Origin of the sequence: Cyanobium sp. BA5m-10 (assembly GCF_024346255.1) — a bacterium.
In the GTDB taxonomy this organism is placed as follows: Bacteria; Cyanobacteriota; Cyanobacteriia; order PCC-6307; family Cyanobiaceae; genus Cyanobium_A; species Cyanobium_A usitatum.
This window is the reverse complement of sequence record NZ_JAGQCP010000007.1, coordinates 1-22,032: the sequence shown is the minus strand read 5'-3', so window position 1 is coordinate 22,032 and position 22,032 is coordinate 1. Positions and strand designations below refer to the sequence as shown.

General features: G+C 67.2%; 21 protein-coding genes and 2 pseudogenes. 11 read left to right on the top strand and 12 right to left on the bottom strand.

The window, feature by feature from the left end:
* Positions 1–14: 14 nt before the first annotated feature.
* From folK to KBY85_RS04515, 3 genes are read left to right on the top strand one after another with little or no spacing between them, the layout of a single operon-like run.
* The gene (gene folK / locus KBY85_RS04525; protein WP_254930468.1) at positions 15–599 is read left to right on the top strand and encodes a 2-amino-4-hydroxy-6-hydroxymethyldihydropteridine diphosphokinase; all 585 of its coding nucleotides are present in this window, start codon (positions 15–17) and stop codon (positions 597–599) included.
* A 43-nt stretch (positions 600–642) separates the two neighbouring features.
* Entirely contained in the window at positions 643–1,203 is a 561-nt protein-coding gene (locus KBY85_RS04520) for an NUDIX domain-containing protein (RefSeq protein ID WP_254960364.1), read from the top strand.
* Positions 1,203–2,678, top strand: coding sequence for an FAD-binding domain-containing protein (locus tag KBY85_RS04515; protein ID WP_254960363.1), 1,476 nt, complete (start codon positions 1,203–1,205; stop codon positions 2,676–2,678). Before KBY85_RS04520 ends, KBY85_RS04515 begins: the two co-directional genes overlap by 1 nt.
* Here the strand turns inward: KBY85_RS04515 and KBY85_RS04510 are convergent.
* Positions 2,657–3,865: a DegT/DnrJ/EryC1/StrS aminotransferase family protein gene (locus KBY85_RS04510; protein WP_254960362.1), complete on the bottom strand. Its 1,209-nt coding sequence runs from the start codon at positions 3,863–3,865 to the stop codon at positions 2,657–2,659. The two genes, KBY85_RS04515 and KBY85_RS04510, sit on opposite strands and share 22 nt — an antisense overlap.
* Positions 3,866–3,953: 88 nt before the next feature.
* Between KBY85_RS04510 and KBY85_RS04505 the strand changes: the two genes are divergently transcribed.
* On the top strand, positions 3,954–4,535 hold the full coding sequence (locus KBY85_RS04505) for a hypothetical protein (RefSeq protein WP_315859967.1): 582 nt from the start codon (positions 3,954–3,956) through the stop codon (positions 4,533–4,535).
* Here the strand turns inward: KBY85_RS04505 and KBY85_RS04500 are convergent.
* Together KBY85_RS04500 and KBY85_RS04495 are read right to left on the bottom strand one after the other, a co-directional pair.
* A complete protein-coding gene (locus KBY85_RS04500) occupies positions 4,444–4,908 on the bottom strand; it encodes a hypothetical protein (RefSeq protein ID WP_254960361.1) in 465 nt (154 codons plus the stop codon). The genes KBY85_RS04505 and KBY85_RS04500 overlap by 92 nt on opposite strands.
* Complete coding sequence (locus KBY85_RS04495; RefSeq protein WP_254960360.1) at positions 4,902–5,738, bottom strand: FAD-binding domain-containing protein; 837 nt, start codon at positions 5,736–5,738, stop codon at positions 4,902–4,904. Before KBY85_RS04495 ends, KBY85_RS04500 begins: the two co-directional genes overlap by 7 nt.
* Positions 5,739–5,764: 26 nt before the next feature.
* Between KBY85_RS04495 and fabI the strand changes: the two genes are divergently transcribed.
* Positions 5,765–6,547, top strand: a complete 783-nt coding sequence (fabI, locus tag KBY85_RS04490) for an enoyl-ACP reductase FabI (RefSeq protein WP_254942055.1) — start codon at positions 5,765–5,767, stop codon at positions 6,545–6,547.
* Positions 6,548–6,594: 47 nt separating this feature from the next.
* Entirely contained in the window at positions 6,595–7,185 is a 591-nt protein-coding gene (gene hisB, locus KBY85_RS04485; protein WP_254960408.1) for an imidazoleglycerol-phosphate dehydratase HisB, read from the top strand.
* Here the strand turns inward: hisB and KBY85_RS04480 are convergent.
* The 4 genes and pseudogenes from KBY85_RS04480 to KBY85_RS04465 all read right to left on the bottom strand — a co-directional run.
* Complete coding sequence (locus KBY85_RS04480) at positions 7,182–8,015, bottom strand: LpxI family protein (RefSeq protein WP_254960359.1); 834 nt, start codon at positions 8,013–8,015, stop codon at positions 7,182–7,184. The two genes, hisB and KBY85_RS04480, sit on opposite strands and share 4 nt — an antisense overlap.
* A gap of 91 nt (positions 8,016–8,106) precedes the next feature.
* Positions 8,107–9,387, bottom strand: a complete 1,281-nt coding sequence (gene hisS, locus KBY85_RS04475; protein ID WP_254960358.1) for a histidine--tRNA ligase — start codon at positions 9,385–9,387, stop codon at positions 8,107–8,109.
* Positions 9,388–9,426: 39 nt separating this feature from the next.
* Positions 9,427–10,446 (bottom strand): NAD-dependent epimerase, encoded by a 1,020-nt coding sequence (locus tag KBY85_RS04470; RefSeq protein WP_254960357.1) that lies wholly within the window; start codon positions 10,444–10,446, stop codon positions 9,427–9,429.
* Between the two features lie 14 nt (positions 10,447–10,460).
* Positions 10,461–10,676, bottom strand: a pseudogene (locus KBY85_RS04465) (nucleotide sugar dehydrogenase); the annotation flags it as partial.
* A 52-nt stretch (positions 10,677–10,728) separates the two neighbouring features.
* Here KBY85_RS04465 and galE point away from each other — a divergent pair.
* From galE to KBY85_RS04440, 5 genes are read left to right on the top strand one after another with little or no spacing between them, the layout of a single operon-like run.
* Positions 10,729–11,772, top strand: a complete 1,044-nt coding sequence (gene galE, locus KBY85_RS04460) for a UDP-glucose 4-epimerase GalE (protein WP_254960356.1) — start codon at positions 10,729–10,731, stop codon at positions 11,770–11,772.
* Positions 11,762–13,843 (top strand): selenide, water dikinase SelD, encoded by a 2,082-nt coding sequence (gene selD / locus KBY85_RS04455; RefSeq protein ID WP_254960355.1) that lies wholly within the window; start codon positions 11,762–11,764, stop codon positions 13,841–13,843. The genes galE and selD overlap by 11 nt, the downstream gene beginning before the upstream one ends.
* A 53-nt stretch (positions 13,844–13,896) precedes the next feature.
* Positions 13,897–14,928, top strand: coding sequence for an SIS domain-containing protein (locus tag KBY85_RS04450; protein WP_254960354.1), 1,032 nt, complete (start codon positions 13,897–13,899; stop codon positions 14,926–14,928).
* Complete coding sequence (gene kdsA / locus KBY85_RS04445) at positions 14,925–15,755, top strand: 3-deoxy-8-phosphooctulonate synthase (protein ID WP_254960353.1); 831 nt, start codon at positions 14,925–14,927, stop codon at positions 15,753–15,755. The genes KBY85_RS04450 and kdsA overlap by 4 nt, the downstream gene beginning before the upstream one ends.
* On the top strand, positions 15,752–16,312 hold the full coding sequence (locus KBY85_RS04440; RefSeq protein ID WP_396121814.1) for a KdsC family phosphatase: 561 nt from the start codon (positions 15,752–15,754) through the stop codon (positions 16,310–16,312). The genes kdsA and KBY85_RS04440 overlap by 4 nt, the downstream gene beginning before the upstream one ends.
* Here the strand turns inward: KBY85_RS04440 and kdsB are convergent.
* The 5 genes and pseudogenes from kdsB to KBY85_RS04415 all read right to left on the bottom strand — a co-directional run.
* Entirely contained in the window at positions 16,309–17,103 is a 795-nt protein-coding gene (gene kdsB / locus KBY85_RS04435; protein ID WP_254960352.1) for a 3-deoxy-manno-octulosonate cytidylyltransferase, read from the bottom strand. The genes KBY85_RS04440 and kdsB overlap by 4 nt on opposite strands.
* Positions 17,104–17,145: 42 nt before the next feature.
* Positions 17,146–18,375 (bottom strand): CCA tRNA nucleotidyltransferase, encoded by a 1,230-nt coding sequence (locus KBY85_RS04430; protein ID WP_254960351.1) that lies wholly within the window; start codon positions 18,373–18,375, stop codon positions 17,146–17,148.
* Positions 18,376–20,772, bottom strand: a complete 2,397-nt coding sequence (locus tag KBY85_RS04425) for a UvrD-helicase domain-containing protein (protein WP_254960350.1) — start codon at positions 20,770–20,772, stop codon at positions 18,376–18,378.
* Positions 20,773–20,782: 10 nt separating this feature from the next.
* Positions 20,783–21,832 carry a glycosyltransferase gene (locus KBY85_RS04420; RefSeq protein WP_254960349.1) on the bottom strand — a complete coding sequence of 350 codons (1,050 nt, stop codon included), beginning with the start codon at positions 21,830–21,832 and terminating at the stop codon, positions 20,783–20,785.
* A 33-nt stretch (positions 21,833–21,865) separates the two neighbouring features.
* Positions 21,866–22,032 (bottom strand): annotated as a pseudogene (locus KBY85_RS04415) (heme oxygenase); the annotation flags it as partial.

Here is a 22,032-nt window from a genome sequence, read left to right as displayed (position 1 = left end):
AAGACCCGATTCACATGCCAGCCAGTCTCGCTGATCAGCCCAGAGGCAGTGAAGCGGCAACCCTGGCCATCGCCCTAGGCGCCAACCTGCCCAGCCGCTGCGGTGGCCCGATCGCCACCCTGATCGCCGTGCGCCCCCTGCTCGAAGCCAGCCTGCGCCAGTGGGGCCAGTGCCTCAGCTCGGGGCCTACCGGCTTCCGCTGGTCTCCTCTGTTTGAGACCGAACCCGTAGGCGGCCCCCCAGGCCAGCCGCCTTATATCAATGCGGTCCTAGTGGTGGACGGCCTGGTGGCAGGGCTGGGAGCAGATAGGGCAAGGACAGCAGCCGGTGAAGCTCTACTGGAGCAATTGCAAGCGCTGGAGCATGACTTCGGCCGGGAGCGTCAGGCGCGCTGGGCCCCCCGCAGCATCGACCTCGACCTGCTCTGGTGGGGGGATCTGAGCTGCCACACCCCCCGCCTCCAGTTGCCCCACCCGCTTTGGCGGCAGCGAGACTTTGTGCTGGCGCCGCTGGCTGCCCTGGCAGGCCTGGCCCCAGAACCTGGGTGCGCGGTGATAGCGCTAGCTGGCAGACCCGGCTGGCCCGAGCAGCTGGGGTAACCCTGCGCGATGCTGGCCCCACAGACCCGCGACAAGCCCAGCCATGGCGCCCCTCCCCGCTCCAGAGCCCTCGCGTCACCTGGAAACCACCGCGGTGCTCGATGCCCGCAAGATCCGCTTTGAGGTCAACCGCGTCGAGCTGCCGATGGGCGTGGTGGGCACTTTTGGCTTGATCCGCCACCCCGGCGCCTCCCTGGCGGTGCCGGTGCTTGACGACGGCCGGGTGGTAGTGCTGCGCCAGTACCGCTTCGCCGTGGCCACCCGCCTGCTGGAATTTCCGGCCGGCACCCTCGATGAAGGCGAAGATCCCCTCAGCACCATGCAGCGGGAGCTGCAGGAGGAGGCCGGCTACAGCGCCAGCCGCTGGGATCCCCTGGGGGCGATGCTGCCCTGCCCGGGCTACTCCGATGAGGTGATTCACCTGTTCCTGGCCCGCGACCTCAGCCCCTTGGCCGAACCGCCCGCCGGCGACGACGACGAAGACCTAGAGGTGCTGCTGATGGAGCCCGGCGAACTGGATGCGGCCCTGGCCAGCGGCGACGAGTACCTCGATGGCAAAAGCGTCACCGCCTGGCTGCGGGCCAAGCAACTGCTGGGGATCTAATGGCTCCGGAGCGCTGGCTGTTTTGGCATCGCCGCGATCTGCGCCTGGCCGACAACCGGGGCCTGGCGGCGGCCGCCGCCGCCAGCCCTGCCGTGACCGGGGTGTTCGTGCTGGATCCGGCCATCCTCTCGGATCCCAGCATGGCCCCAGCGCGGCTGTGGTTTCTTTCTGAGAGCCTGCGGGAGCTGCAGCAGGCCTGGCAGCAGGCCGGCAGCAGGCTGGTGGTATTGCGTGGTGATCCAGCCGAGCTGCTGCCCAGGTTGGCCAACGCCCTAGGCGCCGAAGTGGTGGCCTGGAACCGGGACGTGGAACCCTTCGGGCGAGAGCGCGACCGGCGGGTGGCGCGGGCGCTGCAGGCGGAGGGGTGCAAGGTGCTAGCCGATTGGGACCAGCTCCTGGTGGCGCCGGAAGCCCTCAAAACCGGCGCTGGCGACCCTTATCGGGTCTACGGGCCCTACTGGCGCAGTTGGCGCCGCTGGGTGGAGGAGGCGAGCGCTACCGGCACAGCAGCCTCGGGTGGCCTGGACCCCCTGCCGGCGCCGAGCGCCCTGATGGATTGCGAGTCCACCCAGCTCAGCGGGCTGCCGCTCACCAGCCCGGAACTGGAGCATGGTTTTTTGGAGCACGGCTTTGGAGGTGCTGAGCTCTGCCCCTGCCGTCCTGGCGAAAAAGCGGCCCAAGAGCAGCTGGCAGCCTTCTGCGATGGCGATAGCCGCTCCATTGCGCTGCTTGGCTACGAACCGGGACGCAACATCCCCGGCGAAGCGGGCACCTCAGGGCTCAGCGCCGCCCTCAAGTTCGGCACGCTCAGCCCCCGCCAGGCCTGGGCCGCCGCTCAGCAGGCCAGGCCGCTGGCCCGCAGCGAGGAGGAGCGGCACTCAATCCAGGTGTGGGAGCAGGAGCTGGCTTGGCGCGAGTTTTACCAGCAGGCACTTTTTCACTTTCCCGAGCTGGCTGAAGGGCCCTACCGGCCCCAGTGGCGCGCCTTCCCCTGGGACAACGACAGCGGCTGGTTTGAGGCCTGGCGCGAGGGACTCACGGGCATGCCGATCATCGATGCCGCCATGCGCCAGCTAAATGAGAGCGGCTGGATGCACAACCGCTGCCGCATGATCGTGGCCTCCTTCCTGGTGAAGGACCTGATCTGCGACTGGCGCTGGGGCGAGGCGGCCTTCATGGCTCGCCTGGTGGATGGCGATCTGGCCGCCAACAACGGCGGCTGGCAGTGGAGCGCCAGCAGCGGCATGGACCCCAAACCGCTGCGCATCTTCAACCCGGCCACCCAGGCAGGCAAGTTTGATCCCGAGGGCACTTACATCCGCACCTGGCTGCCGGAGCTGCGACACGTGGCCACCCGCGACCTGATCAGTGGGGAGATCGCCCCGCTGGAGCGCCGCGGCTACCCGGCCCCGCTGGTGAACCACAAAACTCAGCAGACGCGCTTCAAGGCGCTTTACGCCACGATCAAGGGCTGAGCCAACACAGCGCGCAGCACCTCGATCACCCGCTGCTGCTGCTCGCCGCTGAGCTCCGGAAAGATCGGCAGGCTTAGCACCTCGGTGCAGAGACGCTCTGTCACCGGTAGGGATCCGGGCCCGTAGCCCAGCTCCGCGTAGGCCGGCTGGCGGTGGATTGGGATTGGGTAATAGATGATCGTGCTGACGCCGGCCTCCTGGAGCTGCTGCTTGAGCCAGTCGCGGCAGCAGGCCTGCGGCAAGCCGAAAGCAGCGCTGTCGGCGGAGGGAGTGCAGCTGGCCTCACCGCCGCAGGCCATGACGCCGGCGGGGCAGGCCGGCACCCGCAGCACGAACTGGTTCCAGCTATGGCCCTCGGAACCGGCCTCGGGCAGGCAAACGCCGGACAGGGCGGCCAGGTGCTCGTGGTATTGGCTGGCGATGGCGCCACGGTGCTTCACCCAGCGCGGCAGGTGGGGCAGCTTGACATTCAGGACTGTCGCCTGGATGGCGTCAAGGCGGCTGTTGTAGCCCAGGGCGGTGTGCAGATAGCGGCGGGGCATGCCATGCACCGCCAGCTCCCGGATGACCTGGGCCAGCTCGCCATCCCGGCAGGTGATCGCCCCTCCATCGCCAGCGGCGCCAAGATTCTTAGTGGGGAAGAAACTGAAACAGCCCACATCCCCCCAACTGCCCACGGGCCGGCCCGCCCAGCTGGCACCGGTGGCCTGGGCACAATCTTCGACCACCTTGAGGCCATGGCGTTCAGCGATGGCACATACCCGCTCCATGTCCACGGGCCGCCCGAACAGGTGCACAGGCAGCAGGGCCCGGGTAGCCGGCGTGATCGCCGCTTCCAGCTGATCGAGATCGATCAGGTAGCTGCTCTCCTCAACATCCACAAACACCGGCGTGGCGCCCACGGCGCTGATCGCTTCGGCGGTGGCGAAAAAGCTGAAGGAAGCCGTGATCACCTCATCGCCTGGACCGATGCCCAAGCCCCGCAGGGCCAGGATCAGGGCATCGGTGCCGCTGTTGCAGCCGATGGCGTGGGGCACGCCACAGGCCGTGGCGAAGTCGGTTTCAAAGCGAGAGATCGTGGCGCCGCCGATGTACTGACCACTGCGCAAAACCTCGAGCACAGCCTGATCCAGAGCTGCGCCCAGCTCCTGAATCTGCTCGCTGAGGCTGAACGGGGGCACTTGCATGGCAAGCAACTTACGTCGCCCACCACGCCAGCGCGGGGGCAGGATGCCACTTGATCTTGCAGCAGGCATCCGGCCTGTGCCCCCGATTGTGACCCCATTCCGGAGACGTCCTGCCCTCGCCACCGCCCTCGCCACTGGCCTGAGCACGGCCTTTGGCGCCGGGCTGCTCAGCGCCTGCGTGCCGGCCCACCGCCACCCCACCTGGGCGATCTATCCGCTGCAGAGGCGGATGGCCTACGACGGCCTGGCCGTGGTGAGTCAGCCCGATGGCTACGGCCTGCACATCTGGATCGACACCGATACCCGCCAGAGCGGCCGCTGCCAACCCCGCTGGAGCGCCGATGCGGCCCGGCTGTTCAACGGCAATGGCACGGCCCCGTTCAGCTCGGGGCTGGCGCCGCGCCAAGAGTTCTTCCAGGCCGTCGCCCGCCAGGACGTGCGCCGGGCCCTGCGCCAGCAGAGCCAGGCCCTCTGTCAGCAACAGTCCCCCCGCAGCAGCTTCAGCTGGGTGGAGCCCCCCCGCAACGCCGCCGAAATCAAGCCGGAGCCCTACCCGCTGCTGGAGGAAGCCGACCTGCTCAGCGATCCCAACGCCGTGCTGGAGCAGGAGGAGCGGCTGCTGAACCCCGCCCCCACAGCACCGGCTCAGCCCGGCGCCAATAGCGACTGAAGCGGCGCAGATCCAGCGGTTCCGGCAGCGCCACGAAGGGTTCAGGCTCCAGCACCTGCAGCGGTAACTGGGCGGCAATCTGCTCCCGCAACAGCCCAAAGCGCGGATCCACCGCAGCGCTGGTGACCACGCCATCAGCCCCATGGCGGCGAGCGAAGCTCAGCACCTCCAGGGCCACGTCGCCGTGGCGCAGAGTCACCGGCAGCTCCAGCAGACACTCATAGAGAAAGCCCAACCGCTTGAGGCTGAGGCGCTGGGTCTCGATGAGCTCACGGTCGAACACGAATAGAGCCGGCGCCCCCGGATGGGCCGCCAGGGCGGGATTGGCGGTCCCCAGAGCCTCGCCATGGATCCAGAGCACGGGCTTCAGCACGAGCTGGCTCCTGGGAACAGGTCCGCCTGCAACTGCTCGTAGCTGGCCTCAAACGGGCAGGTGCCGTCTGTGGCGGCGGCGCAAGCAGAGCAGTAGCGGCCGGAGCTGAAACGCTCCAAGTTGGCGCGATTAAACATGTAGGGCTTGCTGCTGAAGCTGCTGGCCACCCACTGCCAGCTGAGGTTGTTGCTGGCCGGATCGCCATCGAGCAGATGCTGCAGAAACCAGCGGGCACCCGCCTGCCACTGGATCAGCCGCCAGTGCACCACGTAGGCCGCCAGCCACATGCGGGCGTGGTTGTGCAGCCAGCCGGTGTGGATCAGTTCATTGGCGAAGCCATCCATGCAGGCCAGACCGGTGCGGGCCTCGAGCAGATCGTCCGGCAGCGCGGCGGCGTAGCGCTCGGGGGGATGGCCGGTCTTGAGCGGCTCCTGGTCGCGCCAGATGCCATCGCCCAGCTGGCGCCAGAGCCGCTGCCAGTAGTCGCGCCAGCCCAGCTCGTTGATTAATTTTTGGGCCGCTACCGGCGGCTGGCCGCTGCGCGCCAGCCAGGCGAACACAGCCTCACGCACCTCCACCAGGCTGAGCACGCCATGGCGGATATGGGGCGAGAGGCGCGTCACCGCCCCATCGAGGTGGTTGCGGCTGCGGCCATAGGCGGCCGGATCGATGGCAGCCAGGGCCGCTTCAGCCGCCCGGCGCCCGCCCTGAATGGGACTCAACCCACCTGGGGCCTGGGGAAACAGCTGGCGCAGGGTCGCCTCCATCCCATCGCGATTGGCGAACTGGCGGGGCAGATCGCCGGGTGGGAGAGAATCGCCCGATCGCATCGTTCCGGCTCCTGGCCACTGCTCCCATGCTCCTCGATCTGCGCGGCAAAAAGGCCCTGGTTACCGGCATCGCCAATAACAAGTCGATCGCCTGGGGCATCGCCCAGCAGCTGCATGCCGCCGGGGCTGAGCTGGGAGTGACCTATCTGCCCGATGAGAAGGGCCGCTTCGAGGGCAAGGTGCGCGAGCTCACCGCGCCGCTGGCACCCAGCCTGTTCGAGCCCCTAAACGTGCAGGACCCCGCCCAAATCGAAGCCGTGTTTGCGCGGGTGAAGGAGCAATGGGGCTCGATCGACGTGCTGGTGCACTGCCTGGCCTTCGCCGGCAAGGAGGAGCTGATCGGCGACTATTCCGCCATCAGCCCCGAGGGCTTCGGCCGGGCCCTGGAGGTGAGCGCCTACTCCCTGGCGCCCCTGTGCCGCTTCGCCAAACCCCTGTTCAACCCAGGCGGCAGCGTGATCACGCTGAGCTACCTGGGGGCTGAACGGGCCATCCCTAATTACAACGTGATGGGCGTGGCCAAGGCAGCCCTGGAGGCCTCGGTGCGCTATTTGGCGGCTGAGCTTGGCCCCGAGAAGCAGGTGCGCGTCAACGCCATCAGCGCCGGACCGATCCGCACCCTGGCCAGCAGCGCCATCGGCGGCATCCTCGACATGATCCACAACGTGGAGGCCAAAGCGCCCCTGCAACGCACCGTCACCCAGGAGGAAGTGGGCAGCACCGCCGCCTTCCTGGCCAGCCCCCTGGCCTCCGGCATCACCGGCCAGGTGATCTATGTGGACGCCGGCTACTGCATCACGGGGATGTGAGCGGCACACTGAGCAAAGAGCCCAAGCAGGCCCAGGAGGGCAACCCCATGCGTACCGGCACCATCCACCGCGTCACCGGCGAAACCGACGTGAGCGTAACGCTGGGGCTCGATGGCAGCGGCCGCTGCACGGTGAACACCGGCGTGCCCTTCCTTGACCACATGCTCCACCAGATCAGTAGCCACAGCCTGATCGACCTGGAGATCAAGGCGCTGGGGGACACCCATATCGACGATCACCACACCAACGAAGACGTGGGCATTGCCGTAGGCCAGGCCCTGGCCCTGGCCCTGGGCGAGCGGCGCGGCATCCACCGCTTCGGTCACTTCATGGCGCCGCTGGATGAGGCCCTGGTGCAGGTGGTCCTCGACTGCAGCGGCCGGCCCCACCTCAGCTACGGGCTAAAGATCCCGGCCCAGAAGATTGGCAGCTACGACACCGAGCTGGTGAAGGAGTTCTTCGTGGCGGTGGCCAACAACGCTGGCCTCACCCTGCACATACGCCAGCTGGATGGGGTGAACTCCCACCACATCGTGGAGGCCTGCTTCAAGGCGTTCGCCCGGGCTCTGCGCCAGGCGACGGAGCTCGATCCGCGCCGGGCGGGTGCGGTGCCGAGCAGCAAAGGTGTGCTGGCTTAACCCTGATCAGGCTCCCGCGACCACAGAAACAGCCCCAGCCGCTCGGCGTCCGCCATCGTCTGCTCAGCATCCAGCAGCAGGGCGCTGCGGGCTTCCCAGGCGATACCTGCCAGCCCCGCCGCCGCGGCCTTGGCCACGGTGGTGGGGCCGATGCCGGGGAGGTCCATGCGCCGGTCCTGGTTGAGCTTGGGGGCCTTGTAGAGCACCCCGGTGCGTCCCGTCTCCGGCCGATCGGTGCGGGTGGTCGCCACCCACTCGAGCATGGCGTCGGTGCCGGGCAGGGCTTCGGTGGCCAGGCACAGCCCCTTGGCCACCACCGCTCCCTGGCCCACGTCCACCTGGGAGATGGCCTCCACGATGTATGCGGCGCGCTCCACATCGGCGCGGTCAAGATCGCTGGGCACGGTGCTGGCATACAAGCCTGGCTCCGGCAGCAGATTTGGCGCTACATCTTCGATGCCCACCACCTTCAGTCCGTGCTCCTCAATGATCTGGGCCAGGGCCCGCAGGGAGGCGTCATCGCCATTGCGCAGCGACGCCAGGATGCGGGGAGCGGCCATCAAGGTGGAGCCCTCAAAGCGCAGCAGGTTGAGCGAGCGCGGCCGCACAAACTTGCCCACCATCACGATCTGCTGAATGCCTCGCTGCTGCAGCGACTTGATGAAGGCGATCGAGCGCTCGAAGAAAAACTCCTCAGCCGCCGGCACTTCCACCTCCAAACCGTGGGGATAGCAGGCGATATGGGTCCGCCCCGCACGGCTGAGAGCCTCCGAGAGCATCCGAGGCAACACGCCCTCACCAGCAATGATCGCGACGGTCGGATCACCCATCAGGGCCGGGCTTGCTTCACATACGGGGCTACAACCAGTCAAAGGCCCAACACCCGGGAGTGGCCTGCTCTGGTGGACAGGTCCTGTGGCGTCATGGCCTCGGCAGGCCCGCTGCGAGGGCCACGAGGAGGGCTTCAGGAGTGAGCCGCTGATCGGCCTGCTCGCCGCCATCGACCCGCAGAGCCTTGAGCCCCACCACCCCGTCTAGCGCCTCCTGCTCGCCGATTACCGCCGCCCAACGGGCCCCGGAGCGGTCGGCCCGCTTGAACTGCTTACCGAAGGCCGCGCCACTGGCATCCCTCTCCACAGCCAGTCCAGCCTGGCGGCAGCGCCGTGCCAGGGCCAGGGCCAGCGCTGCCGCGGCCTCGCCACGGCTAACCACATAGAGATCGAGGGCTGGGGCGGCAGCCACCGAAGCTTCGCTCTGGCTGAGCAGCAGCACCAGCCGCTCCATCCCGAGGGCCCAGCCGATCGCCGGCGTGGCCGGCCCGCCCAGCTGCTGCACCAGGCCGTCGTAGCGGCCACCACCGCACACCGTGGCTTGCGCCCCCAGCTGGCTGCTGGTGATCTCAAAGGCGGTGTGGCTGTAGTAATCGAGGCCGCGCACCAGCCGGGGGTTGAGCACAAAGGGGATCCCCAGGGCCTTGAGGGCCTGCTGCACCGCCGCAAAGCGGGCCTGGCTCGCGTCGCTGAGAGCGGACGCCAGGCTGGGGGCCTCCGCCAGCAAAGCCTGGGTATCGGGGTTCTTGGAATCGAGCACCCGCAGGGGGTTGCTGTGGATGCGGGCCTGGGAATCGGCATCGAGCTGGTCGCGCCGCTGCTCCAGCCAGGCCACCAGCAGCTCGCGGTAGCGGGCCCGGTCTTCGCTGCTGCCGAGGGAATTGAGCTGCAGCTCCAGCCCGCCCACCCCCAGCTCGGCCAGCAGATCCCAGGCCACGGCAATGGCCTCCACGTCACTGCAGGCATCGGCAAAACCGAGCAGCTCCAGCCCGATCTGGTGGAACTGACGCAGCCGGCCCGCCTGGGGGCGCTCGTAGCGGAACATCGGCCCGCCATACCAGAGGCGCTGGGGGCCCTGGCTCAGCAGGCCGTGCTGGATCGCCGCCCGCACCACCGACGCCGTGCCCTCCGGCCGCAGGGTGCAGCTGCGCTCACCCCGGTCGAGAAAGGTGTACATCTCTTTGCCCACCACGTCGGTGGCCTCGCCGATGCCGCGGGCAAACAGCTCGGTGATCTCCAGCAGGGGGGTGCGGATCTCAGTGATGGCACTGCGGCGGAAGTGCTCGCGGACCGTGGCTTCCACGTGCTGCCACAAGCGAATCTGCTCTGGCAGCAGATCGGCCATGCCACGCAGGCTCTGCAGCGATGCCAAACCGAAAGCAGCAAGTGGGGTGAGTCTGCCTGCCGGCGCTCAGGCGTAGCTGGCTTGATACCAACGGGCGAAGCGTTCAACCCCCACCTCGATCGAGGTGGAGGGACTGAAGCCCACCCAGGCCTCGAGCAAGCTCGTATCGGCGGCGGTGGCCTCCACATCGCCGGGCTGCATCGGCTGCAGGTCGCGGATCGCCTGCCGACCTAAAGCCCGCTCGAGCAGATCAATGAAATACAGCAGCTCGACCGGCTGGCTGTTGCCGATATTGAACAAGCGATGCGGGGCCCAGCTGGTGGCAGGGTCTGGCGCCGCGGAGTCAAACCTGGGATCGGCGCTGGCCGGCTTATCGGCGCAGGCGATCACCCCGGTCACGATGTCGTCGATGTAGGTGAAATCGCGGCGCATGCGGCCCTGGTTGAACACCCGGATCGGCTCCCCCGCCAGGATCGCCCTGGCAAACAACATCGGCGCCATGTCGGGCCGGCCCCAGGGGCCGTACACGGTGAAAAAGCGCAGCCCCGTAGCCGGCAGCCCATAAAGGTGGCTGTAGGTGTGGGCCATCAATTCATTGGCTTTCTTAGTGGCCGCGTACAGGCTCACCGGATGGTTCACGGACTGATGTTCCGTGAACGGCAGGTTGGTGTTGCCGCCATACACCGAGCTACTGGAGGCGTACACCAGATGAACAACGCCGTGGTGGCGGCAGCCTTCGAGGATTGCGCCAAACCCCACCAGGTTGCTCTGTAAGTAAGCACCAGGATTTTCGAGGGAGTAACGCACCCCGGCCTGGGCGGCCAAGTGAATCACCAGTCGGGGTCGTTCGCGGGCGAAGAGATCCGCGATGGCAGATCCGTCCTCCAGCTCCAGACGCTGAAAGCTCCAGGACTCCCTGGGGGCAGAGGCCTCGATCCGGCTCAGCCGGGCCTGCTTCAAGGCAGGGTCGTAGTAACTGTTGAGGTTATCGATCCCCACCACCCGTTCACCCCGGGCCAAAAGCCGCTCACACACCGCCGCACCGATAAAGCCGGCCGCACCGGTCACCAACACGGGGCGACTCATAGATCCAACATCTCCCGGAAGTAGGCGATCGTGGGCTCCAGCCCCTGCTCCAGCGCCACCGCCGGCAGGCGGCTTAGATCGGCGCCATTCCAGGCTGCAATCCGCTCAGCGCTGAGGTCCACCACAGTCACCTGCACATCCGGGCAGCGATCTGCAATCACCGCCATCGTCGGGCCGCCCACATAGCCCGCTCCAATGCAGCAGATGGAACTGATGGTGGGCAATCCCATGGAATTCACATAGCCATTACGAGACACTATTCCTTGAGCACTAATTTCCTTCATGGCTGAGCTGCTAATCACCGGAGGTGCTGGCTTCATCGGCAGCCACAGCTGTCTGGTGCTGCTGGAGGCGGGCCACAACTTGGTGGTGCTCGACAACTTCGACAACAGCTCTCGGGAAAGCCTGAAGCGCGTGCTGGAACTCGCCGGCCCCTCCGCAGCCGGCCGGCTGCAGGTGGTGGAGGGCGACATTCGCTCCGCTGTAGATCTGGAACGGGCCTTCAAGGCGACCCCGGCCGGCCGGCCAATCACAGCCGTGATCCACTTCGCCGGCCTTAAGGCGGTGGGTGAATCGGTGCGAGAGCCGCTGCGTTACTGGGACGTGAATCTCTGTGGCTCGCGCCAGCTACTGGAAGCAATGCAGGGCCATGGCTGCCGCAGCCTGGTGTTCAGCAGCAGCGCCACCCTCTACGGCAAGCCGGAGCTGGTGCCAATCCCGGAAAGCGCACCAATCCAGCCGATCAACCCCTACGGCCACAGCAAAGCTGCGGTAGAGCAGCTGCTAGCCGATCTGGCGGCCAGCGAAGCGGGCTGGCGCATCGCTCGGCTGCGCTATTTCAATCCGGTGGGAGCCCACCCCAGTGGCCGCATTGGCGAGGACCCCAGGGGCATACCCAACAACCTGTTCCCCTTTGTGAGCCAGGTGGCGGTGGGGCGTCGCGACTGCCTGCAGGTATTTGGCGGCGACTGGCCCACCCCCGATGGCAGCGGCGTCCGCGACTACATCCATGTGATGGACCTCGCTGAGGGGCACCGGGCCGCCTTGGACGTGCTGCTGGCCGAGCCCCCCCAGCTGCTCAGCCTCAACCTGGGCAGCGGCCAGGGCCACTCGGTGCTGGAGGTGGTGAGGGCCTTTGAGCTCGCCAGTGGTCGTTCAGTTCCGTACAGCGTTGTAGGAAGGCGAGACGGAGACGCGGCCAGCACCGTGGCCGATCCACGCCTGGCAGCTACACGACTCGGCTGGCGCACCCGCCGCTCCCTGGAGGAGATGTGCCGCGACGGCTGGGCCTGGCAGCAGGCCAATCCCGAGGGTTATGGCAGCTGAAGCAAGGCTGGTGCTCGCCGGTGGCGGCCACAGCCACGCTCTGGTGCTGCGCATGTGGGCCATGAACCAGCAGCGGCCGGCCGCCTGGATCACCCTCGTGAGCCGCCACAGCACCACCCTCTATTCGGGCATGGTGCCGGGGCTGGTCGCCGGTCTTTATGAGCCAGCCGCCTGCGCCATCGACCTGCGCCGCCTTTGCCTGCTGGCGGGGGTGACCTTTGTGCAGGCAGAGATCACGGCGATTGATACCGAGGGTCGGGAGCTGGCACTGGCGGGGCGGCCCAACCTGCGCTGGGACTGGCTCAGCCTCGATGTGGGCGCAGAAACCAGCGCCGTAACCCATGCGGCCATGGCGGTAAAGCCCTTGGAGCCCTTCTTGCTCTGGTGCAGCCAGCCCAAATCAGGCAGCGTCCGCATCCGGGGTGGCGGCGCCGCAGCCGTAGAGGTGGCCCTGGCGCTGCGGGCGAGGGGCCAGCAGCCCAGGCTGCAGCTGCGCGGCAGCCAGCTGAATCTGGGCTCAAAGGCAGCCAACCAATTGGGGCAGCAGCTACTGGAAAGCGCCGGCATTTCCATCGAGGCCAACTGCCCGGATGACGCCGCCGCCGACCTGGCCTGCACTGGCAGCCGCGGACCCCGCTGGCTCACCGCCTCAGGCCTGGCCTGCAACGGCGAGGGGCGCCTGCTCACTGAGGCCAGCCTGCAGGTATGGCGACAGCCAAGGCTGTTCGCCAGCGGCGACTGCGGCGTGATCGCCAGCAGGCCCAGGCCCGCCTCCGGTGTCTGGGCTGTGCGCTGCGCCCAAACCCTGGCCCACAACCTGAAGGCAGTGGTTGCAGGCCGCGAGCTGAAACCCTGGCAGCCCCAGCGCTGGGCGCTGCAGCTGCTGGGCGACGGCAGCAAGCCCAGGCCCCAAGCGGTGGCCTTCTGGGGTCCATGGGCCCTGGGCCCCAGCCCGCTGCTGTGGCGCTGGAAGCAGGCCGTGGATCGGCGCTTCATGGCCGGCTTCAGCGAGCTGAAGGCCATGGGCCCAGATGGGGGCGCAGCGATGGCCTGCCGGGGCTGCGCCGCCAAATTGGCCGCCAGCCCCCTGCAAGACGCCCTGGCACGCAATGGCCTCGGAGGCGGCACCCCGGGCAGCGCCGAGGACGCCGCGGTGATCGCCCAGACAGCCGATGGGTCCCTGCTACTGCAGAGCGTCGATGGCTTTCCGGCGCTGGTGGCCGACGCCTGGCTCAATGCCCGGCTCACCACCCTGCATGCCTGCAGTGATCTCTGGGCCAGTGGCGCCCAGGTGGAAAGCCTGCAAGCGGTGGTCACCCTGCCGGAGCTAGCTACCGCCCTGCAGGCAGATCTGCTCAGCGACACCCTGGCCGGCATCCAATCGGTGCTGCAACCGCTCGGAGCCCGCCTGATCGGCGGCCACAGCCTGGAGGCCCGCGACAGTCAATCCAACCCGGCCAACCCCGCAGGCCTGAGTTTGGTGCTGAGCGTGAACGGCAGGGCACCCGCTGGGCGGCACTGGGGCAAGGGGCCCTTACGCAGCGGCGATGGGCTGGTGCTGTGCCGGCCCATCGGCACGGGGGTGCTGTTTGCCGCGGCCATGGCTGGAGCGGCCCAGCCCCAGTGGATAGACGCCGCCCTAGCCCAGATGCAGCAATGCCAGGCAAGCCTGGTGGAGCTGCTAAGCCGCCGCGGTTGCCGCGCCTGCACCGACGTGACCGGCTTCGGGCTGTTGGGCCATCTGGGCGAAATGCTGGCCGCCAGCCCAGAAAACTGCCACGTGACGCTGGCGGCAGCAGCTATACCGGCCCTGCTCGGGGCCTTATCCCTGCTGAGCGCAGGCTGGGCCAGCAGCCTGGCCCCTTCTAATGCCAGCGCCCTGGTCTTACTGGAGGAGCGGATTCAACTCCAGGGGCAAACCGATGCAGCTCATCAAGCCCTGCTGATTGATCCCCAGACCTGCGGCCCGCTGCTGGCGGCGATTCCAGGCGACCAGCTGGCAGCAGCCCTTAGCGATCTGCAGCAGGCAGGCTTTGGCGAAGCCGCTGTGATCGGCCGGGTGCACACCTAAACGACGACGCGCCGAACCGCCAGCGAGAATGGGGGATCTGCGAGACCGGCATCTTGTCTGCCCTCACCCGCTGCCTGGAGGAAGAGGCTGCTGCCATAGCTGCTGCTGCCCAGCGCCTCAGCAGCAGCCAGGTGGAAGCCGCTCTGGAACTGCTGGAGGGGTGCCGCCAACGCCGGGCCAAGCTTGTGCTTACCGGCGTGGGCAAGAGCGGCATCGTTGCCCGCAAGATCGCTGCCACCTTTTCTTCAATCGGCCTTACGGCCGTATTTCTCAATCCGGTCGATGCCCTGCACGGCGATCTCGGCATCGTGGCGGCCGACGACGTCGCCCTGCTGCTCTCGAACAGCGGTGAAACAGAGGAGTTGCTGGCGATCCTGCCCCACCTGCGCCGCCGCGGCACGGCCCGGATCGCCCTGGTGGGCCGCCTGGCATCCAGCCTGGCTACTGGCTGCGATGTAGTGCTGGATGGCTCGGTAGATCGGGAGGTTTGCCCGCTAAACCTGGCTCCCACGGCCAGCACGGCGGTAGCTATGGCGATTGGCGACGCCCTGGCGGCAGTGTGGATGGAGCGGGCAGGCATCTCGCCCGAAGACTTCGCCATCAACCATCCAGCCGGCTCCCTAGGCCGCCAGCTCACCCTCACCGTGGCCGATCTGATGGTGCCGGCAACAGCGCTGGAGGGGCTCTCTCCCGAGGCACCCCTGGCCGAGGTGATCGGCCGGCTCACCGAAGGCAGCAACGGCAAAGGCAGTCTTGGGGCCGCCTGGGTGCGGGCCAGCGCAAACCCCGAACTGATGGCCGGGCTGATCACAGACGGCGACCTGCGCCGCAGCTTGCAGCACCATGCCCCCGAGGAGTGGGCTGACCTCCGCGCCGGCTCCATGGCCACTGCTAACCCGATCACGGTGACGCCAGAGGTGCTCGCTGTAGAAGCTCTAAAAGTGATGGAACGCAACCCCCACCAGGCAATTTCGGTGCTGCCAGTTGTGGATCCCGCCCAGCCTCGCCTGTTGCTGGGCCTGCTACGGCTGCACGATCTGGTGCAGGCTGGTTTTACCACCAGTACCGCCGCGGAGCGCCCATGACGGCCATTCCCTTCACCTTGATCGCCGGGCCCTGTGTAATCGAAAGCCGCGATTTGGTGCTTCAGATCGCCGAGCAAGTGAGCACGATCTGCGCTCGAGTCGGCATCCGCTACATCTTCAAAGCCAGCTTCGACAAAGCCAACCGCAGCTCCGGCAAGTCGTTTCGCGGCCCGGGCCCCGATGAGGGGCTGAAGATCCTGCAGGAGGTGGGCCAGAGCTTCGGGGTGCCCGTGCTCACCGACATCCACGAGAGCTGTCAGGCGGCGGCAGCGGCCCAGGCTGTGGATGTGCTGCAGATCCCCGCCTTCCTCTGCCGTCAGACCGACCTGCTCGAAGCCGCCGCCAAGGCCGTGGCCGGCACCAGCAAGGTAGTGAACGTCAAAAAGGGGCAGTTTCTGGCGCCCTGGGACATGGCCCAGGTGGTGAACAAGATGCAGGAATGCGGGCTAGATCCCGCCAGCGACCGCCTATGGCTCACCGAGCGAGGCACCAGTTTTGGCTACAACACCCTTGTGGTCGATTACCGCAGCTTCCCCCAGCTCCAAGCCCTGGGTTGCCCGGTGATCTTCGATGCCACCCACGCCGTGCAGCAGCCTGGCGGCCGTGGCACCAGCACCGGCGGGCAGCGGGAGTTTGTGGCACCGCTTGCCAGAGCTGCAGTCGCCGTGGGGGTGGACGGTTTGTTCATGGAGACCCATCCAGACCCCGACAACGCCCTCAGCGACGGGCCGAACATGGTGCCGCTGCACCGGCTCGAAGCCCTGCTCAGCCAGCTGCTGGCCCTGCGTCAAGTAGTGGCAGCGGGTGTGGCCCCAAGCAGCCTGTGATCCGCCAGCTGCTGCAACGAACCCTGCTGCGGCGCCGGGATCTTGCGGCGATCGAACTGCTGGTTTGTGACGTTGACGGTGTGCTCACCGATGGCGGTTTGCACTACGACGAGCAGGGCCAGGTGGTGAAGCGCTTCGACGTGCGCGACGGCCTGGCGATCCGGATGCTGCAGCGAGCAGGCATTGAGGTGGCCTTTCTCAGCGGCGGACGCAGCGGCGCCATCGAGCAGCGGGCCCGACATCTGCACGTCAATCACTGCCTGGTGGGCGTCGGCGACAAGCTCAGCGCCCTAAGCCAGCTCCAGGCCCATCTGCAGCTGGAGCGGCAGCAAACCGCCTTCATCGGCGACGACCTCAACGACCTAACAGTGCGCCCGGCTACGGGTCTGCTGATCTGCCCCGCCGACGGCGCCCGGGGCCTGCGCCGCCAGGCCGACTGGGTGCTGCGCCGCCGGGGGGGGGATGGGGCCGTGCGTGAACTAGCTGAAGCCCTGCTGCAGCAGCGGGGGCTGTTGCAAAGCCTCAACCGTGAGGGCTGGCGAGAAGGCAACTCCTAAACCGCCGCCAACCCAGCGCGAGCAATGGTCCGGGCCTGCTCCAGCTGCTCCGGGGTATCCACTGAGAGGCAGTCCTGCGCCACCTCGTAGGTGAGCAGGGGAATGCCGGCGTCGACAAGCCGCAACTGCTCCAACTTCTCCAGGTCTTCGAGCAGGGAATGGGGCAGCGCTGCCCAGCCAGCCAACACGTCGGCCCGATAGCCATAGAGGCCCACATGGCCCCAATAGATGGTGTGCTGAGCCCACTGCTCAGGCGGCACCCCACGCAAATGGGGCAGGGCACTGCGGGAGAAGGTGATAGCGCGACCGTCGCGGGCCCGCAGCACCTTCACCACATTGGGATCGTGCAACTTGTCAGCTGTGAGGGGGTAGACGGGCGTGAGCACCGGCGGCCGCTGCAGCTGGGCAAACTGAGCCGCCATCGCCTCGATGATCGCCGGATCCAGCAGCGGCTGGTCGCCCTGCACGTTGATCACCAGGGTTTCATCAAAATCAGAGGCCCCGCCCCCCGCGGCAGCCACCAGCTCCGCCACCACGCTGGCCAGGCGTTCACTGCCCGAGCTGCAATGGGGCGAGGTCATCAGCACCGGAAAGCCCCAGCCTTCGGCAAAAGAGCGCACCTGATCGCTGTCTGTGCACACAACCACTGCCGCCAGACCCTTGGCCTGCCGGCAACGCTCCAACACATGCAGGAGCATGGGCTTGCCGGCAATATCGGCGAGCAGCTTGCCTGGCAGCCGCGCCGATTCCAGCCGGGCCGGTACGGCCACCACCACTCGGGGAGCAGACATCTGGTCAGTCATCCGCCCACGCTAACGAGGGGTCTGCGGCACTCAGATCCGCTCCAAGCGCAGCCGCTCGGCCCGCAGCTCCCTCAGCCTCTGGCCCAACTCGGGCCCTTGCCGCATGCCAGCTGCCAGCAGATCAGCGGCGGTGAGCTCGGCCTTGACCTGGCGCCAGCGCAGCAGCCACCGCAGCAGGGGCCGGCGCGGGCCACTGCCACAGGCCAGGGCCAGGGCCACCGCTTCTGGACTGCAGCCAGAAGCCTCCAGCAGGGCGCACCAGTGCTCGGGCAGCGCCGGAGAGCCCTCCAGCTGCTGCTCCACCAGCCGGCGCCGCAACTCCAACCATTGCGCTAGCAGCCGGTGCTGACGGTGGGGCAACTGCAGCCGCTCCGCCAGGGCGAGGGGTTGGCGCGCTCCCGCCACCAGGGCCACCAGCAGCGGCAACCCCAGCCGAACAGCCCAGCGCAGCCGCCGCGGCCACTGCGTATCCGCCTGCAGCTCCGGATCAAGCAACGCCAGAGCGCCCCAGCGCTGCAGTGCTCCCAGAGCTGCCAGCCAGGGCTCGCGCTCCAGCAGCAACTCCAGCTCCATCCGCAGGCGCGTGCCCAGGGCTGACGGCGCCTCAGCCGGCGGATCACCCTGCCGCCACGGCCATGGCCACTGCGCCAGTGTGGCTGCAGCCTGATCGGCGCTAGCCCCGTCAAGCTCCAGCCCCAGCCGAGCCGCATAGCGGGCGCCGCGCACCAGCCGGGTGGGATCGTCGCGAACGCTGCCGTGATGCAAAAAGCGCAGCTGGCGCAGCTCCAGATCGGCCTGGCCTCCATGGGGATCGAGCAGGGTGCCGCTGACCAGATCCAAGGCCATGGCGTTGATGCTGAAATCACGCCTGGCCAGGTCATCGGCCATAGAGCCGAAGCTCACCTGAGGATTTTCAGCTGGCACCGGGTAGGTCTCGCAGCGGGCGGTGGCCACATCCAGCAGCACCTGCTGGCCGTCCAAGTTGAGTTCGAGCTCAACTGTGCCGTAAGCGCCGTGCTCCTGGCAGCGCTGCACCACACCCTCACCCAGCTGGCCAGCCAAGGCGTCAACCAACTCCTTAACCAGCTCTGAAGCCCGGCCCTGCACCACCAGGTCCAGATCGGGCAGCCCCCGCCAGGGATCGTTATGCACCCGGTGCAGCAACAAATCCCGCACCCCTCCACCGACCAATGCCACCGGCCCAACCCCTGACCGGCTCAGGGCTGTCAGCAGGGGCGCTGGAATGCCAGGGATTTCCACCTAGACGGGCTCGATCGGCGCCAGGCGCGGGTCAAGGATTTTGGGCCCCATCCCCTGAAATTTCACAGCAATCGACACCTTCTCACCACTGCCAAACAGGTGGGTCACCTGACCTTCGCCAAAGCTGCTGTGCCGCAGCCGGTCCCCCACCGCCCAGCTTTTGGCAGCCGCCCGGCGCCGCACCGCATTGGCGGGAGCACCGGCCGCACCGCCGCCAGCCACCTGGCGTGAATCCTCGCGATCCACTCGGGTGAGCCGATCCAGGCGCTGCTCACGGCGAATGGAAGCTCCACCGCTATGGGGAATGTCCCCCTGGATCAGGGCGCTGGGCAGCTCCGAAAGAAACACCGAGGGCACCGCCGGCTCGCGCATGCCACCCCAAAGCCGCCGCTCACTGGCATGGGATAGAAACAGCCGCTCTTTGGCCCGGGTGAGGCCCACGTAGCAGAGGCGGCGCTCCTCCTCGAGAGCCGAGGGGTCTTCCAAGGAGCGATAGCTGGGGAAGAGACCCTGCTCCATTCCCACCAGATACACCACCGGAAATTCCAAGCCCTTACTGGCATGCAGGGTCATCAGGGTGACGCGATCCTGCTCGGTGTCCTTGCTATCAGCGTCGCTGGCCAGGGCCGCCGAAGCCAGGAAATCCTCCAGGGAGCCCTCCTCGTTTTCCTCCTGGTATTGCAAGGCAGCATTCACCAGCTCATTGAGGTTGCGGCGCCGGTCTTCGGCTTCATCGGTGCCTTCGGTGATCAACTCAGCCACGTAGCCGCTCTGCTCTATCACCCGCTGCACCAATTCAGAAGGGGCGATGTCTTGAGCACAGGCCTGGAGGCCGTTGATCAACTCGCAAAACTGCAGCAACCCCTTGGCCGAGCGGCCGCCCAAAGAACGCACTGCTTCTGCATCACGGACCACTTCCCAGAGGGGAATGCCGAGCTGGTTTGAGGCGTCGGTGAGTCGCTCGATCGTGGTTTTACCGATGCCGCGCTTGGGGGTATTGAGCACCCGCAACAGACTGACGGTGTCGGCGGGGTTGACCAGCAGCTTGAGGTAGGCGAGCACATCCTTGATCTCGCGCCGGTCGTAGAAGCGCAGCCCCCCCACCACGATGTAGGGGATGCCCCAGCGCACCAGCGACTCCTCCATCGCCCGGGACTGGGCGTTGGTGCGATAAAGCACGGCCATATCGCCCCAGCTGAGATCGGGGTGGGCGGCTTCAAGCATGCGCATGCGGTGCACCACCGCCTCGGCCTCGGCGATCTCGTCATCGCAGCGGGTGAGGGAGATCAATTCGCCCTCACCTCGGGTGGGGCGCAAAACCTTATCGATCCGCTCGGAATTGTGGGCGATCAGGGCATTAGCCGCCTCCAGAATCGTGGCAGTGGAGCGGTAGTTCTCCTCCAGCTTCACCATCGTGGCGGTGGTCTCACTGGCGGCCCCGTCACCGAAGTCGTCCTGAAAGCCCATCAGGATCGTGAAATCGGCGGCGCGGAAGCTGTAGATGCTCTGGTCGGCGTCACCCACCACAAACACCGAGCGCCCATCCCAGTCGTCGTAGTCGGAGGGTTCTCGACCGTTGGTCACCAGCAGCTTGATCAGGTCGTACTGGGTGCGGTTGGTGTCCTGGTATTCATCCACCAGCACATGACGAAAGCGCCGGTGCCAGTAGTCGCGGATCTGCTCGTTCTGGCGCAGCAGTTGCACGGGGAAGAGCAGCAGATCATCGAAATCGAGAGCGTTGTTGGCGGCCAGGGCGCGCCGGTAGCGCCGGTAGGTCTCCGCCATCAACTTGCCCCGCTGGCCGCCGGCATCGGCTTCAAGCTGCTCGGGCATCCAACCCTGGTTCTTGGCGTTGCTGATCGCCCAGCGCACCTTCTTGGGCTCAAAGCGCTTGGGATCTAGCTGCAGCTCCTGGGTGACGATCTCCTTAATCAGGCTCTGGACGTCGTTCTCGTCGTAGATCGAGAACTGGCGCGTCCAGCTGAGTCCTTCGGGATCCTTGAACTTGTCGATGTCGAAGCGCAGCAGCCGGGCAAACAGGGCATGGAAGGTGCCGATCCACAGCTCCTTGATCACCTCGCGGTAGATGCGCGAGCGCAGCTGGCGCTGCTCCACCGCCGGCAGGGTGCTCCAGGGCTGGCCGAACTGGCTCTGGGCCAGCTTCTGGGCCAGCAGCAGCTCCAGCCGCTCCTTCATCTCGCGGGCCGCCTTGTTGGTGAAGGTGACGGCGAGCAGATGGGCCGGATCGGCGCCGTGGTGGCCGATCAGGTGGGCGATGCGGTGGGTGAGGGCGCGGGTTTTGCCGCTGCCCGCACCTGCCACCACCAGCAGCGGACCGGTGTGGTGGTCCACCGCCTTGCGCTGGGCGTCGTTGAGGCCGGCTAGAAATGCGCTCATTCCTGAGACCCTAGGCAAGGCGACGGGCCAACCTCTGCCGCCAGCGCTCCAAGCGCAGCTGGAGCAGAGAAGGGGGCCGCAGGGGCGGCTCACCGGCCTGCAGCCGATCGATGTGGATGTTGATCGCCTCCAGGGCCTGGCGCCAGCGCTGGCGCAGCCGCGGTTCACTGAGCTCATCAAGCAACTCTTCCAAGCGGCGTGGCGCAGGCAGCCAGGCGGCTGGATCGGCCACCGCCGCAGCGATCCGCTCCCCGTCGGCGGCCAGGCTGCCCATACCGATCTGATAGGCCAAGCCCCCGGGGTCCAGGTTGTCAGCCAGGGCGTGGTTGAGGCTGCTGAATAGCACGCAGCCACAGGCCAGGGCCTCGATCGGCGGCAGACCAAAGCCTTCGCTCACACCACTGCAGCGCCAGTGGTCTGCGGAGTCGTAAACCACCACCTTGGCGCTGTTGAACAGCCCCACCAGATCTTCCACCCAGCCGTCCTGCACCAGCACCGTGAGCCCGCGGGCCCGCAGGGCTGGCACCAGCTGCTCCAGCACGTAGGTGCTGGTCTTGCGCCGCTGGATCAGCACATCAATCGAGCGGCCGCTCGGCGCCGGCTCAGCGCCGCAGTTGTGGGGGCGATCACCGCGGGCGATCCAACTGGCCTCCAGGGCGTTGGGCACCAGGAACAGCGGATTGCGGCTGGCCCATTGGCCCCAGTAGCCCAGGGTGTTGCGACTCACTGCCAGCACCGGCACCCCGGGGGGCAAGCGGAAGCCGTAGCCGCTGCTATGGGCGTGGTAGGCCACCGGCCGGCCCCGCAACGCCCCCAGCTGGCGCGGCACATCAAAGCCCCAGCTCACGATCCACAGGGAGTCGGTGGCGGCAGGGCTGCCTAGGGGTTCAGCATGTAGCAGATCACCCAGGTAGGGCAGTCCAGGCTCCCGCTGCCGATAGGTGACCAGTTGTGTTGGCACCAGTTCGGCCAGCAGCCGGGCCGTCTGCTGCTCCACCAGCAGGCCACCGCAGCGGTAGCGACCGCTGGTGCCTGGCACCAAAAAGCGAAGGGGGCGCAAGACACTCAGAGGCTGCGGCCCGCCAACTCTGGCTCAGGCCGCCGCCACTTCCGTGCTGCCCGAACGCTGACGCCGGGTAAGGAAGCCAAACAGAACCTTGCCAATAGCGGCGATCAGATTGCCTTCCAGTTCCTGGAACATGGTCATGTTCAGGTGGAAGGCGTGGTTGGCCTCCTCCACAATGCGATCGGCCATGGCTT

What these genes read in the sequence shown, in the direction of transcription:
- folK (WP_254930468.1), top strand. Translation starts at nt 15, where the DNA reads ATGCCAGCCAGTCTCGCTGATCAGCCCAGAGGCAGTGAAGCGGCAACC.
- KBY85_RS04520 (WP_254960364.1), top strand. Translation starts at nt 643, where the DNA reads ATGGCGCCCCTCCCCGCTCCAGAGCCCTCGCGTCACCTGGAAACCACC.
- KBY85_RS04515 (WP_254960363.1), top strand. Translation starts at nt 1,203, where the DNA reads ATGGCTCCGGAGCGCTGGCTGTTTTGGCATCGCCGCGATCTGCGCCTG.
- KBY85_RS04510 (WP_254960362.1), bottom strand. Translation starts at nt 3,865, where the DNA reads ATGCAAGTGCCCCCGTTCAGCCTCAGCGAGCAGATTCAGGAGCTGGGC.
- KBY85_RS04495 (WP_254960360.1), bottom strand. Translation starts at nt 5,738, where the DNA reads ATGCGATCGGGCGATTCTCTCCCACCCGGCGATCTGCCCCGCCAGTTC.
- fabI (WP_254942055.1), top strand. Translation starts at nt 5,765, where the DNA reads ATGCTCCTCGATCTGCGCGGCAAAAAGGCCCTGGTTACCGGCATCGCC.
- hisB (WP_254960408.1), top strand. Translation starts at nt 6,595, where the DNA reads ATGCGTACCGGCACCATCCACCGCGTCACCGGCGAAACCGACGTGAGC.
- KBY85_RS04480 (WP_254960359.1), bottom strand. Translation starts at nt 8,015, where the DNA reads ATGGGTGATCCGACCGTCGCGATCATTGCTGGTGAGGGCGTGTTGCCT.
- KBY85_RS04470 (WP_254960357.1), bottom strand. Translation starts at nt 10,446, where the DNA reads ATGAGTCGCCCCGTGTTGGTGACCGGTGCGGCCGGCTTTATCGGTGCG.
- galE (WP_254960356.1), top strand. Translation starts at nt 10,729, where the DNA reads ATGGCTGAGCTGCTAATCACCGGAGGTGCTGGCTTCATCGGCAGCCAC.
- selD (WP_254960355.1), top strand. Translation starts at nt 11,762, where the DNA reads ATGGCAGCTGAAGCAAGGCTGGTGCTCGCCGGTGGCGGCCACAGCCAC.
- kdsA (WP_254960353.1), top strand. Translation starts at nt 14,925, where the DNA reads ATGACGGCCATTCCCTTCACCTTGATCGCCGGGCCCTGTGTAATCGAA.
- kdsB (WP_254960352.1), bottom strand. Translation starts at nt 17,103, where the DNA reads ATGTCTGCTCCCCGAGTGGTGGTGGCCGTACCGGCCCGGCTGGAATCG.
- KBY85_RS04425 (WP_254960350.1), bottom strand. Translation starts at nt 20,772, where the DNA reads ATGAGCGCATTTCTAGCCGGCCTCAACGACGCCCAGCGCAAGGCGGTG.